This window comes from Streptomyces sp. DvalAA-43 (assembly GCF_900091725.1).
Lineage (GTDB): Bacteria > Actinomycetota > Actinomycetes > Streptomycetales > Streptomycetaceae > Streptomyces > Streptomyces pulveraceus.
Map to the genome: position 1 here is coordinate 1 of NZ_FMBW01000019.1, position 14,121 is coordinate 14,121.

Annotated in this window: 8 protein-coding genes; 6 read left to right on the forward strand and 2 right to left on the reverse strand. The window is 73.0% G+C overall.

Going from position 1 to position 14,121, the window contains the following annotated elements; translation table 11 throughout:
- Both GA0115234_RS03870 and GA0115234_RS03875 read right to left on the reverse strand, forming a co-directional pair.
- A partial coding sequence (locus tag GA0115234_RS03870; protein WP_161275564.1) for a non-ribosomal peptide synthetase occupies positions 1–2,924 on the reverse strand: 2,924 nt, incomplete at its 3' end.
- A 301-nt stretch (positions 2,925–3,225) separates the two neighbouring features.
- Complete coding sequence (locus GA0115234_RS03875; protein ID WP_093539417.1) at positions 3,226–4,167, reverse strand: amidohydrolase family protein; 942 nt, start codon at positions 4,165–4,167, stop codon at positions 3,226–3,228.
- 262 nt (positions 4,168–4,429) lie between these two features.
- On the opposite strand from GA0115234_RS03875, the gene GA0115234_RS03880 reads away from it, so the two are divergent.
- The 6 genes from GA0115234_RS03880 to GA0115234_RS03905 are packed head-to-tail and all read left to right on the forward strand — an operon-like array spanning position 4,430 to position 14,121.
- Complete coding sequence (locus GA0115234_RS03880; RefSeq protein WP_093539418.1) at positions 4,430–4,816, forward strand: 2Fe-2S iron-sulfur cluster-binding protein; 387 nt, start codon at positions 4,430–4,432, stop codon at positions 4,814–4,816.
- Positions 4,817–4,872: 56 nt separating this feature from the next.
- Positions 4,873–5,784 carry a catechol 2,3-dioxygenase gene (locus GA0115234_RS03885; RefSeq protein ID WP_093539419.1) on the forward strand — a complete coding sequence of 304 codons (912 nt, stop codon included), beginning with the start codon at positions 4,873–4,875 and terminating at the stop codon, positions 5,782–5,784.
- 40 nt (positions 5,785–5,824) lie between these two features.
- Positions 5,825–11,194, forward strand: a complete 5,370-nt coding sequence (locus GA0115234_RS03890) for a type I polyketide synthase (RefSeq protein ID WP_256088595.1) — start codon at positions 5,825–5,827, stop codon at positions 11,192–11,194.
- A complete protein-coding gene (locus GA0115234_RS03895; protein ID WP_093539420.1) occupies positions 11,191–11,682 on the forward strand; it encodes a flavin reductase family protein in 492 nt (163 codons plus the stop codon). The genes GA0115234_RS03890 and GA0115234_RS03895 overlap by 4 nt, the downstream gene beginning before the upstream one ends.
- 47 nt (positions 11,683–11,729) lie before the next feature.
- The gene (locus GA0115234_RS03900) at positions 11,730–13,310 is read left to right on the forward strand and encodes a 4-hydroxyphenylacetate 3-hydroxylase family protein (RefSeq protein WP_093539421.1); all 1,581 of its coding nucleotides are present in this window, start codon (positions 11,730–11,732) and stop codon (positions 13,308–13,310) included.
- A complete protein-coding gene (locus GA0115234_RS03905; RefSeq protein WP_093539422.1) occupies positions 13,303–14,121 on the forward strand; it encodes a 2-keto-4-pentenoate hydratase in 819 nt (272 codons plus the stop codon). The genes GA0115234_RS03900 and GA0115234_RS03905 overlap by 8 nt, the downstream gene beginning before the upstream one ends.

The following is a 14,121-nucleotide window of genomic DNA, read 5'->3' on the forward strand; positions in this document are numbered from 1 at the left end:
AACACCACGAACGCCGACGGCACCATGTACTCCGGCAACACCCCCGCCACCACCGACCGCAGCACCGCCGGATCCACAACCGCGTCCCCGTCCGGCACCACATACGCCACCAACCGCCGGTCACCCGGCACATCCTCACGCACCAGCACCGCCACCTGACCCACCCCAGGCACCGCCGAGACCCCCGCCTCCACCTCACCCAACTCAATACGGAAACCCCGCACCTTCACCTGGTCATCCACCCGGCCCACGAACTCCAACACCCCACCCGAAACCCAACGCACCAGATCACCCGTCCGGTACATCCGCTCACCCACCCCGAACGGACACGCCACAAACCGCCCAGCCGTCAACCCCGAACGCCCCAAATACCCACGCGCCAAACCCACCCCGGCCACATACAACTCCCCCACCACACCCACCGCCACCCGCGACAACCCACCATCCAGCACGAACACCCGCACATTCCCCACCGGACCACCGATGGGAGTGCGCTCGGCGGGATCGGCCGCAGCGGTGGCCGGGTCGGGGAAGTAGGCCGTGGAGTAGACGGTGGCCTCGGTCGGTCCGTAGATGTTCGCGAACCGTGTGCCGGGCGAGATGCGCCGCAGGCTGCGGACGAGCGTCCCGTTGAGTGCCTCGCCGGCGATCGCGAGGAAGGGGACATCGAGCGGTCGGCCCTGGGCGAGCAGCGCGGAGAGCGCGGACGGGACGATGCAGGCGAGCGTCGCCTCGCTGCCGACGGGGCGGTCCGCCAACGCCAGCGAGTTCTGGACCAGTTCGACCCGGCCGCCGACGAGCAGCGGCACGATCGTCTCGAAGACGGAGACGTCGAAGGTCAGCGCGGTGCCGGCGACGACCCGGTGCAGCCGGTCGGCGCCCAGTGTCTCCACCGCCCAGGCGGTGAGGCTGACGACGCCGGTGTGCGCGACGACGACGCCCTTGGGCTCTCCGGTGGAGCCCGAGGTGTAGATGACGTACGCGGGGTGGTCGGGAGTGAGCGGGCGGGTCCGCTCGGCCTGGTCCACCTCGTTGCCGGGGATGCGGGCCAGCCGGTCGGCGGTTTCTCCGGCGTCGAGGTCGATGCGGCCGAGGTCCTGCGGCAGACCGGTCACGGTGGTGTGGGTGAGGACGGTCCGCGGTCGGCTGTCGGCCGCCACCCGGGCGATGCGCTCCGGCGGGTGGCCGAGGTCGACGGGGACGTAAGCGGCGCCGGACTTCAGCACCGCCCAGACGGATATGAGCAGGTCCTCGGTACGCGGCAGCGCGAGCATCACCCGGTCCTCCGGGCCGATACCCTCGGCGATCAGCAGGCGGGCGAGCCGGTTCGCGCGGCCGTTGAGCTCGGCGTAGGTCAGCGTGGTGTCGCCGGCCAGTACGGCGGGCGCGTCCGGGGTGTCCCGTACCTGGCGGGCGATGGCGGCGGGCAGGGTCTGCGCGGTGACCGGCAGCCCGGTGGCGTTCCAGGAGTCCAGTAGCTTCCGCTCGGCCTCGGGAAGCAGGTCGAGGGTGCCGATGCGGCTGTCCGGGGCGGCGCAGGCGGCGGCCAGCAGGGCGGCGTAGAGGCCGGCCAGGCGCTCGGCGGTGGCGGGGTCGAAGAGATCGAGGGCGTACTCCAGTTCGCCGCGCAGGCACTCCACCGCGCTGTCGGCCGTGTCGGGGCCGTCGGCGCCCGCAGGGTCCGCGCTCAGCCGCAGGCAGAGGTCGAGTTCGCTCTCGCCGAGGCGGAGCCGTTCGACCGGGACCGGAGTACCGGTCAGATCGACGGTGGGCCGTGGGCCGTCGGACACGTCCAGCCCCACCTGGAAGAGCGGGTGGTGGGTGAGGGAGCGGGCCGGGTTGACCAGTTCGGCGATCCGCTCGAACGGCGCGTGTGCGTGGTCGTCGGCCTCGTCGGCCACCTCGGCCGCGTGCCGCACGAGATCGGTGAACCGCGGGTCGTCGCTGCTGCGGGTGCGCAGCACCACGGTGCGCCGCACGGGGCCCACCAGGTCCTGCTCGTCGGCGGTACGGCCGGAGTCCCAGGTGCCGATCAGTACATCGGGGTTACCGCCGACCCGGGTGAGCAGTGCGGCCAGGGCGGCGTGGGCGAGGGCCCGGGTACCGGTGCCGAGCCGGGCCGCGAGGGCGTGGAACCGTGCGGTGTCGGAGGCGGTCAGTGCGAAGGCTGCGCTGCCGGTGCGGTAGCTCGGGGTGGCCGCGAGGGCGCGGTCGCGGGGGAGTTCGGACAGCAGCGGGGCGTCCGAGAGGGCGCGGGCCCAGTGGTCGAGGTCGCGCCGGAGCGGTGTGCCGGGGTCGGACGGGTCGCCGAGCGACCGGAGGCGGTCCGTCAGGTGCTGGGGGAACTGGGCGGGCGGGTCGCCGAAGTCGGGGGCCCGGCCGGCTTCCCGGGCGCGGTAGGCGGTGGCGAGGTCGGCGGCCACCGTGTCCAGCGACGGGGCGTCGCAGAGGATTCCGGGGGCCGTGAGCAGGATCAGGCGCTCGTCGGTGCCGAGCGCGAACAGTGTCACGGCCAGGGGGTGTTCGTGGGCCGGGTCGAAGCGGTGGCGCGCGGCGGCGCGGACCTGGTCGGGGACGCCGTCGGCGTCGGTGGGGTCCGGTGTGCCGAGCGGTTCGTCGGTGAGGTCGGTGAAGGAGGGCCGGGCCTCGTCGTCGGCCGACTGCCGTGGGCCGTCGTCCGTCTCGACGATACGGGAGCGCAGCGCCTGGTGGCGTCCGGCGACGTCCGCCACCGCCGCGCGCAGCGCGCCCGGGTCCACCGGGGCGGGCACGCGGAGGACGGCCGCGGTGTTGGCGACCGGCCGGGCGCCTTCGAACTGCCCCAGCACGTGGACGCGGTACTGCGCGGCCGAGAGGGGGAGACTCGCGGCGGACCCGTCGGCCGCGAAGTCCGACGCGGTCGCGGATTCGGGGGACGTCGACACGTGGCACTCCCTTGACGAGACGGGCGAGGTCGTGGATCGGAGGTACGGGCCGGGGTGGCGTACCGGCCGGATGCACCGGGCCCGGATCCGGCCGGTGCTTTCACCGCGGAAATGTGCACGCGAATTCGCGGTCCACGGAAAAGAAAAGGAGCTGCGGGGTCGGAGGGATTCACCCGGACGACCTGGAAGGCCGCCCGGGTTTTCCGCACCGGACGGGCCGGGCGCAATCCCATTTGATCCGCGGTGGAGTCTTACAGAGGCTCCCCGGGGCTGGCAATGCATTTGATGCCGTTCAAAGCCTTTACGGTCGAAGGTCCTTCAGCCGGGGCAGGACGGCCTCGGCGTTGCCGTGATCCACCGCGGCGCGCGCGGCGGGGTCGATGGCCTGTTCGGCGTCCCAGGAGGCGGCGAAGTGGCGGACGGTGCGCACCGGGGCGTAGGGCCAGTCGCTGCCGAAGAGGACCCGGTCCGGCCGGGCGAACGCGCGCAGGCTGGGCAGTGCGGTGGGGCTGGTGGACAGGGCGGTGTCGAACCAGAAGCTCCGCAGCCCCTCCAGCACCCGCTCGGGTGCCGGGTCGTCGCCGGTCCGGGTGTAGGCGATGCGGTGGGCCGCGTAGGGCACGATGCCGCCGCCGTGCGACAGGATGATCTTCAGGTCCGGCCAGCGCTGCGGCGCGTCGGCGTGGACCAGGTTGATCGCGGCCCGCGTGGTGTCGAGGAGGAAGTCGGCGAGGAAGGGCGGGATGCCTTCCACCGGCGGGGCGTTGAGGTGCGAGGGGTGGACGAACACCACGGCTGAGCGCCGGTTCAGCTCGTCCATCAGTGGGTCGAAGCGGGCGTCGCCGAGGTAGTGGCCGGCGGAGTTGGCGAGCAGGACCACCCCGTCCGCGCCCAGGACGTCGAAGGCGTACGCGGCCTCGGCGAGCGCGCCGTCCACGTCCGGCAGGGTGAGGGTGGCGAACAGGCCGAAGCGCTCCGGGCGGTCCTTGACCTGTTCGGCGGCGAACTCGTTCACCTCACGGGCCATCCGGCGCGCGTCGGCGTCGTCGCCGAGGTGCACCCCCGGGGTGGACACGGACAGCACCGCGGTGCGGACCGCGAGCTCGTCCATCAGGGCCAGTGCGCCGGCCTGGGTCCAGGTGGGCAGCGGCATGCCGCCCGCGGTGATTCCGCGGGCACCGAGCCACTCGGCGTACTTCGGCGGAACGATGTGGTGGTGGGTGTCGACGCGATACTCGGACATGCCGTCTCCCGACTTTTTGAAGGATTTCGAATTACCCTCGGGCCGCCGCCCGGAACCCGGGGCGAAAGGACTTCGGCAAGGAAAGCCCGGACGGAAAGCCTAGACGGAAACCCTGGACAATGGCACGGCGCATTCATTACAGTCCCCTGGCATTACCCGACCAGGTGTGCGGGCCGAATCGCCGCCCCGTCGGACCGATTTTTTGATTTCCCTGAAATCCTCTACCGTCCTTCGAGGTCCGGCATGAACGCTGAGGTCCGGCATGAACGCTGAGGACTCGTCGTCGGTCACGGCCTCCCCCGACGACCCGTCGTCCGTCACGGCCTCCCCCGACGACTCGCCCACCGTCACGGTCTCCCCCGACCAGGTGGTGGTCCGCGCCGCTCCCGGGCAGACCATCATGAGCGCGCTCTCCACCGCCGGATTCGGCTACCGGGTCGGCTGCCGCCGCGGCGGCTGCGGCGTCTGCAAGATGGACGTGCTGTCCGGCCGGGTCGAGTACCGGACGCCCATCGCGGCGACCGTGCTGGACGACACCGAGATCGCCGCGGGCACCTGCCTGAGCTGCCGCGCCGTCCCCATCGGCGACGTGGTCGTCCGCCTGCGAAACCACCGGCTGCGCCGCCTCCACCACCTCTTCGGGCCCTGACCTTCCACCCGCCCCGACCCACCACGCGGCGATCCCGCGAGATCGAGGAGTGACCCATGGCTGTCATGCGGCTCGGGTACGTGCACGCACGCGTCACCGATCTGGACGCGTCCCGGTCGCACTACGCGCAGACCCTCGGGATGCGCGTGGTGCACGAGGGCGACGGCCGTCTGTACCTCAAGTCCTGGGACGAGTGGGACCACCACTCGGTCGTCCTGGAGGAGGGCGGCGTCGGCCTGGTGAAGCTCGGCTACAAGGTGGAAAGCCCCGCCGACCTGGATGTGTTCGAGCGGCGCGCCGAGCGGTTCGGCTGCACGACGAAGCGAATGAGCCGGGGCGACAACCTGGCGGTGGGCGACGGAGTACGGATCGTGCTGCCGTCGGAGCACGTCGTGGAGCTGTACCACGAGATCGAGTTCGCCGGCACCGAGACCGGCGCCCTCAACCCCGCGCCCTTCCCCCGCCACCTGGTGGGCGTCGGGGTGCCCCGGATCGACCACGCGCTGATCACCGCCGAGGAACCGGCACTGCTGGAGCGGTTCTTCGCCGAGTGCCTGGACTTCCGCCCCGCGGAGCGCCTGATCACCGACCACAGCACGGAGGAGCTGATCGGCTCCTGGATGTTCTGCGGCAACTCACCGCACGACATCGCCTTCATCAAGGGCCCTAACAGCAAACTGCACCACTTCGCGTACCAGTTGGAGGACTGGAACGCGATCCGGCACGCGGGGGACCTGTTCGCCATGGACGACGTGTCGGTGGACATCGGGCCGACCCGACACGGCATCACCCGCGGTCAGACCATCTACTTCTTCGACCCGTCGGGCAACCGCAACGAGGTGTTCTCCGGCGGCTACACCACCTTCCCGGACTTCCCCACGATCACCTGGACGGCCGACCAGCTCGCCACCGGGATCTTCTACATCGGGCGCGAGGTCAACGAGCGCTTCACCTCGGTTCTCACCTGAGCCGATTCGTCCCCAACCTGAACGCGGAGAGGAGAGACCGGTGACGGAGACTGACGGAGCGGGGCAGCACGACCCCGGCATGCCGGTGCCCCCGGAAGCCATCGCCATCGTCGGGATGAGCTGCCGGTTCGCCGGGGAGGTCAACTCGCCCGAAGAGTTCTGGCAGTTCCTCACGGACGGCGGCACCGCGGTCGGCGACCTGCCGGCGGACCGCTGGAAGGAGTACGAGACGGCGGGGGCCGACACCCGCCGGGCTCTGGCGGGCGCCACCCGCCGGGGCTCGTTCCGGTCCGACATCAAGGGCTTCGACGCCGCCTTCTTCGGGATATCCCCGCGCGAGGCCGAACTCATGGACCCCCAGCAGCGGATGATCCTGGAGCTCTCCTGGGAGGCCCTCGAACACGCCGGCATACCGCCGCACACCCTGGCCGGCACGGACGCCGGGGTGTACATCGGCGTCGGCGCGGACGACTACGGCCGCCTGATGCTGGAGGACCTTCCCGGCGTCGAGGCGCGCAGCGGCATCGGCGGGGCCTTCTGCGCGGTCGCCAACCGGGTGTCGTACACCCTGGACCTGCGCGGCCCCAGCATGGCCCTGGACACCGCCTGCTCGTCGTCGCTGGTGGCCCTGCACCACGCGTGCCAGGCCCTGCGGCTCGGTGAGGCCCCGCTGGCCCTGGCCGGTGGCGTCCTGCTGGTGGCCGCCCCTGGGCTGACCCTGGTGCTGGACTCGGCCGGGGCCACCTCGCCGGACGGCCGCTCCAAGTCCTTCGACGCCTCCGCCGACGGGTACGGACGCGGCGAGGGCGGCGGCGTCCTCGTCCTCAAGCGGCTCTCCGACGCGCAGCGGGACGGCGACCGCGTCCTCGCTCTGATCCGCGGCTCGGCCGTGCACCAGGACGGGAAGACCGAAGGGATCATGGCGCCCAGCGAGGAGGCGCAGCGGCACCTGCTGCGGCGGACCTACGCCCTGAACGGGATCGACCCGCTCTCGGTCGACTACGTGGAGGCCCACGGCACGGGCACCCGGGTCGGCGACCCGATCGAGGCCGGTGCGATGAGCAGCGTCCTCGGAGCGGGCCGCGAGCCCGGCCGGCCGTGCCTGATCGGATCGGTGAAGGCCAACATCGGGCACCTCGAAGCAGGCGCCGGGGTGGCCGGTGTGATCAAGACGGTGCTCGCGCTGACCCGCGAGCACCTGCCTCCGAGCGTGAACCTCACCACCCCCAACCCCGCTGTCCCGTGGGAGACTTCGGGCCTCGAACTGGTCACGGAGGCGCGCCCCTGGCTGGCCGGCGGACGGCTGCGCCGCGCAGGTGTGTCCGGCTACGGCTACGGCGGCACGCTCGCCCACGTCATCCTGGAGGAGGCGCCCGCCGGGCCCGACGCGAACTTCCCCGGGCCCGGCACCGACGCCGACCAGGCCGCCCCGGACACCCTCGTCCCCCTGTCGGCGCGCAGCGCGGCCGGGCTGGCCGCGGCCGCGGCGCGGCTGGCGGACTGGCTGGAGGGCGACGGCGCCGCGGTCCCCGTGGCCGCGGTGGGCCACACGCTCGCGCACCGCCGTTCCCACCTCACCCACCGCGCGGCCGTGGTGGCCGCCGACCGCGCCCGACTGGCGTCCCGGCTGCGGTCCTTGGCGGCCGGTGAGGGGGCGGACGGGGTCGTCACCGGGACGCCGGTGCCCGACGCCGCGCGCGGGCCGGTGTGGGTCTTCTCCGGACACGGCTCCCAATGGGCCGGCATGGGCCAGGACCTGCTGCGCACCGAACCGGTCTTCGGCAAGGTCCTCGACGAACTGCACGACACGTTCACCGCCGAGCTCGGCCTCTCCCCCCGGCAGGCCCTCCAGGACGGCGAGCTCGGCGGCGTCGACACCGTCCAGCCGCTGATCTTCGCCGTACAGGTGGCGCTCGCCGAGTGCTGGCGCTCCTACGGCGTCGAACCCGCCGCGGTCATCGGACACTCGGTGGGCGAGATCGCCGCGAACGTCACGGCGGGCGTGCTCACCCTGGACGAGGGCGCGCAGCTGGTCTGCCGACGCTCCCGGCTGCTGCGCCGGGTCGCGGGCGCCGGGGCGATGGCCATGGTCGGGCTCCCGTTCGCGGAGGCGGAGGAACGGCTGCGCGGCCGGACCGGCCTGGCCGCCGCGATCTGCGCCTCGCCCGGGAGTTCCGTGGTCGCGGGCGGTCCCGCCGCGATTGACGCCCTGGTGGCCGAGTGGCAGGCCGAGGGGATCATGGTGCGCCGGGTCGACAGCGATGTGGCCTTCCACAGCCCGCAGATGGACCCGCTCCTGGACGAACTGGCGGCGGCCGCCGCCGAACTGCGCCCGCGCCCCCCGCGGATCCCGGTCTACTCCACCGCGCTGGCCGACCCGCGCTCCGACGCCCCTCGGGACGGGACCTACTGGGCGGCCAATCTGCGCAACCCGGTGCGTCTGACCGCCGCGGTCGGTGCCGCGCTGGAGGACGGCCACCGGCTGTTCACGGAGATCTCCGCACACCCGGTGGTGGTCCACTCGGTGAACGAGACCATGGAGTCCGCCGGGGTCCGCGGCTGCGCGGTGACGGCGACCCTGCGCCGGAACCGGCCCGAGCAGCGGCTCCTGCTGGAGAACCTCGCCGCGGTGCACTGTGCCGGTGCCCGGGTGGCCTGGCACGCCCTCCAGCCCGACGGCGAGCTGGCCGACCTGCCGACCACGGCGTGGCAGCACGTCGGCTACTGGCTGGACGCGCCCCGGCGGTCCGGCGACGCCCAGGAACCGCACGACCCGCGGACCCACACCCTGCTCGGCGGCCGGTCCTCGGTCACCGCGGACACCACGATCGACCTGTGGCACACCACCCTGGACGAGGTCAGCCGCCCCTACCCGGGCCGGCACCCGGTCCGCGGGGTGGAGATCGTGCCCGCCGCCGTCCTCCTCAACACCTTCCTGACGGCGGCCCACGGCGACCCGTCCGTCGGTGGCCCGCACGCGCTGGCCGATGTCGATCTGCGGACACCGGTCACCGTCTCCGAGCCCAGCGAGGTACAGATCCTCCGGCAGTCGGGCACCCTTCGCCTCAACTCCCGCCCCCCGCAGGAGCGGGAGCCCGGCTCCGGCCGTTTCTGGCTCACCCACACCATGGCCCGGACGCCCGGCGACCACACGCCCACCGCCGCCCGGCGCGACCCCCGCGCGCTGTGGGCCGCCCATCCGCAGCCGCTGGACGCCGGTTTCCCGGTCGAGCGGCTGGCCGGCATCGGCGTGGCCGCCATGGGCTTCCCGTGGCACGTCGAGCGGCTGTCGGGTGGCGAAGGCGCGTCGCTCGCCGAGGTCACCGTCCCCGACGGTGCGGACGGCACCTGGGCGGCGCTGCTGGACGCGGCCCTCTCGATCGCCTCCGTGGTCTTCCCCGGCGAGGCGCTGCTGCGGATGCCCGCCGGTATCCGGCGCGTCGCCGTGACGGGCCCGCCGCCCGCCACCGCCCTGATCAGCACCCGTACGTCGGCGGGCCCGGCCGGTTCGGACACGGTGGACGTCGAGATCATCGCCCCGGACGGCACGGTCGTCGCCGAGCTGACCGGCCTGCGCTACGGCAGGCTGGACGGCGACCCCGGCGCACGGACCAGCCCCCGGCGGCTCGTCCACGAGCTGGGGTGGCGCCCGCTCGGCCCGGCCCGCCGTCCCGCCGCCGAGGTCACCACCGTGGCCGTACTGGGCGATCCCGAACTGGCCGGGCGCCTCGCGGACGCATGGCACACGGCCGCCGTCCGCGTCGTCGCGGCGACCGTCCCGGCGGACCTGGAGGACCACCGCAACGCCCTGGGCAGCGGCGGCGCCGTCCTGGTCTCCCCCGCCGTGCCCGCCGACGGCCGTCCGGACCCCGCGTCCGCGGCCTGGCTGCTCACCGAGGCGGCCGGCCGGCTGGCGGCCTGGGAGGAGGACTCCGTACCGCCCCGGCTGTGGGCGGTCACCCGTGGCGTGCGGGAGGCGAGCGGTCCGGCCGCGCTCCACCACGCACCCCTGTGGGGCCTGGGCCGGGTGTTCGGCACCGAGTACGCCGACACCTTCGGTGGCATCCTGGACCTCCCGGCCCAACAGCCGCACGCGGTCGCGGACGAGTTGCTGACCGTGCTCCGCGAACGGCACGGCGAGGACGTCCTCGCGCTGCGCCCCGGCGGGGCCGAGGTCGCCCGGCTCGCACTCGTCGAAGGCGGGGGCCGGGACGGGGGCGGCGAGCGCGACGCCCTGCAGTGCCGTCCGGACGGCACCTACCTGGTGACCGGTGGCCTCGGCGTCCTCGGTCTGCTGACGGCCGAATGGCTGGTCGGCCGGGGAGCACGGCGCATCCTGCTGGCCGGCCGCCGGCCGCTGCCGCCGCGCGCGGAGTGGCCGTCCGTCACCGATCCCGGTGACCTGGAGCGGATCGACGCGGTGCGGCGCATGGAGGAGGGCGGCGCGACCGTGTGGTCGGTCGGCCTGGACATCGCCGACCCCGCCGAGGCCCGGCGGGCGCTGGACACCGTGGCCCTGGGGCTGCCGCCCATCCGTGGCGTGGTGCACGCGGCCGGCGTGGTGGACAACAGGCCGGCCCGCGACACCGGCGAGGAGTCCCTGCGCCGGGTGATGCGGCCGAAGGCCGACGGTGCCCTGGTGCTCCACGAGCTGTTCCCGCCCGGCACCCTCGACTTCCTGGTGCTGTTCTCCTCGGCCGGCTATCTGTTCGGCCTGCCGGGGCAGACCAGTTACGCCGCGGGCAACGCCTTCCTCGACGCGCTGGCCGGTCACCGCCGGACCGACGGCCACCGGGACACCGTGAGCCTGGCCTGGACGTCCTGGCGGGGGCTCGGCATGTCGACCTCCTCCGAGGTGATCGACGGTGAACTGGCCGCCCGTGGCACCGGCGACATCACGGCCGCCGAGGCGTTCGGCGCCTGGGACGCCGCCGGGCGGCAGGGCCTCGGCCACGCGGCGGTGTTCCGTACGCTGCCGGCCGCGCCGGGGGTCGTCCGGCCGCCACTGCTTGCGGACCTCACCCCTCCCGAGCCGGACACCGACGGCCCGGGAGCCGCCGAACAGGTACTGCCGTGGGCGGCGCTGGCGCCGGACGAGCGGCCCGCCTACTTCGTCGGACAGGTACGCGAGCAGGCCGCCCAGGAGATGCGGCTGCCCGCGGACCAGCTGGACATCGACCGGCCGCTGGTCGAGCTGGGCCTCGACTCGATCATGACGGTGGCGATCCGGCTCCGGCTGCAGAAGCGGCTGGGCATGCCGCTCCCTTCCACGCTGTTGTGGAAACACCCGACGGTGGCCGCGATCGGCGGCTATCTGACCGAGCTGGCGAGCACGGCGGAGGCCGCCGAACCGGCCGGCCCGGACACCGGACCTTCGTCCGTCGCCGAGCAGCCCGTGGTGATGGCATGAGTGTCGACGGTCGCGCGCTGCGCGAGTGCCTCGCCCGCTTCACCAGCGGGGTCACGGTCGTCACCACCCGCACGCCCGACGGACCGCACGGGCTGACGGTGAGCGCCTTCACCTCGGTCTCCCTGGAGCCGCCGCTCGTCCTGGTCTCGGTCAACCGCACCAGCCGCGCCGCCGCCCATCTCGAGAACGAGCCGTTCTGCGTCAACATCCTCGGCGCCTCCCAGCTCGACACCGCACTGCACTTCGCCGGGCAGCGTCACGACGCGACCGCCGCGCTGTCCTGGGAGGAGCCCGGTGACGGCCCGCCGAGGCTGCGGGACTGCCTGGGGTACCTGTCCTGCACCCCGTGGGCCCGCTACGACGGCGGTGACCACCTGCTCTACCTCGGGGAGGTCCGGCGCCTGGACTTCCGTGACGACGACCCGCTGGTGCTCCACCGGCGGCAGTTCCACCGGCTCGACGACATCTCCCGCGTGACGCACATCTGACCGCCGCCCGGCCGGCTCCCACCCCTTCCACGGACGGACCACGCCACATGACCATCCCTCAGGAATCCACCCCCGCCGGGACCGGCTCCGCCGCCACCCGCCCGCTGACCGGCGACGAGTACCTGGAGAGTCTCCGGGACGACCGGCAGATCTACCTCTACGGCGAGCGGGTCAAGGACGTCACCCGGCATCCCGCCTTCGCCAACGCCGCCCGGATGGTGGCGCGCCTCTACGACGCACTGCACGACCCGGCCCGTCAGGCCGTCCTCACCGCCCCCACCGACGCGGGCACCGGTCTGACCCACAAGTTCTTCCGCACCCCCCGCACCGTCGAGGACATGGTGGGCGACCGCGAGGCGATCGCCGAATGGGCCCGCATGACGTACGGGTGGATGGGCCGCAGCCCCGACTACAAGGCCGCGTTCCTCGGCACGCTCGGCGCCAACTCGGACTTCTACGCGCCGTTCCAGGACAACGCCAAGCGCTGGTACCGGGAGTCGCAGGAGAAGGTCCTGTACTGGAACCACGCGATCGTCCACCCGCCGGTGGACCGGCACCGGCCCTCGGACGAGGTCGAGGACGTGTTCGTGCACGTCGAGAAGGAGACCGACGCCGGTCTGGTGGTGAGCGGCGCCAAGGTGGTCGCGACCGGTTCGGCGCTGACCCACTTCAACTTCGTCTCGCACTACGGGCTTCCGCTGAAGAAGAAGCGGTTCGCCCTGGTCGCCACGGTGCCGATGGCCTCTCCCGGGCTGAAACTGATCTGCCGCCCCTCCTACTCCGCCATGGCCACGGCCATGGGTTCGCCGTTCGACTACCCGCTCTCCAGCCGCCTCGACGAGAACGACACCATGTTCGTGATGGACAAGGTGTTCATCCCCTGGGAGAACGTCTTCCTCTACGGGGACCCGGAGCGGGTGAGCAACTTCGTGCCGCAGTCCGGGTTCCTGGAGCGGCTCACCTTCCAGGGCTCGATCCGGCTCGCCGTGAAGATCGACTTCATCGCCGGTCTGCTGCTGAAGGCGCTGGAGGTCACCGGCAGCAAGGACTTCCGCGGTGTCCAGGCCCGCGTCGGAGAGGTGCTGGCCTGGCGGAACATGTTCTGGGCGCTCAGCGACGCGGCGGCCCGCAACCCCCAGCCGTGGCACGACGGTTCCCTGCTGCCCCGGCTCGACTACGGCCTCGCGTACCGCTGGTTCATGACCATCGGCTATCCGCGGATCCAGGAGATCATCGAGCAGGACGTGGCGAGCGGCCTGATCTACGTCAACTCCGGCAGCGCGGACTTCTCCAACCCGGAGATCCGCCCCTACCTCGACAAGTACGTGCGCGGCTCCAACGGCTACCAGGCCGTCGACCGGGTGAAGCTGATGAAGCTGCTGTGGGACGCGGTGGGCACCGAGTTCGCCGGCCGCCACCGCCTCTACGAACGCAACTACGCGGGCAACCACGAGTCGGTGCGCACCGAGATCCTGATGATCCAGGGCGCCACCGGCCAGCTGGACGAGTACAAGGGCTTCGCGGAACGCTGCCTGGCCGAGTACGACCTGGACGGCTGGCGCGCCCCCGACATGCAGTCCTTCGAGCCGTTGCGCGGGGCCTTCGACGGCTGGACCCACCATGGCTGAACCGGACCTGGCGACCACCGCCCCGGCCGGTGCACCGGATGCCGGGCGGATCGACCGGGCGGCCGGCACCCTGCTCGACGCCGAGCGGCGGCGCACCGCCGTACGACAGCTCACCGAGGAGTGGCCGGACCTCGATCTGCCCACCGCGTACGCCGTCCAGGACGCCGCCCTGCGTCGCCGGACGGCCGACGGGGCGCGGCTCGTCGGCGTCAAGCTCGGTCTGACCTCGGTGGCGAAGCAGCGCAGTATCGGGATCGACGCCCCGGTCACGGCGTGGCTCACCGACGCGATGCGGTGGCCCGGGGACCGGCCGGTGCCGTACGGCCGGCTGATCCAGCCCCGGGCCGAACCGGAACTGGTGCTCGTGCTGGGCGAGCGGCTGCGCGGCCCCGGTGTGACGGCCGCGGCGGCGCTGGCCGCGGTGCGTGGCATCCGGGCCGGGATCGAGATCATCGACAGCCGCTACACCGGGTTCCGCTTCTCGCTGCCGGACGTGGTCGCCGACAACGCCTCCGCCGCGCTCTTCGTCCTCGGCGAGCGCGAACTCGCGCCCGACGCGATGGACCTGGTCGCCGAGGAGTGCCGACTGGAGGTCGACGGGGAGCCGGTCGCCGCTGCGACCGGTGCGGACGTGCTGGGCTCGCCCGCCGAGGCGCTGGCTCGGGCCGCCAATGAGCTGGCGGCCCGCGGGCTGGCCGTCGAAGCGGGGTCGTTGGTGCTGACCGGTGGTATGACGGCGGCGGTGCCGCTGCTCCCCGGCCGCCCGGTGACCGCGCGGTTCGGCCGGCTCGGGACCGTGGAGGTGAGGTGA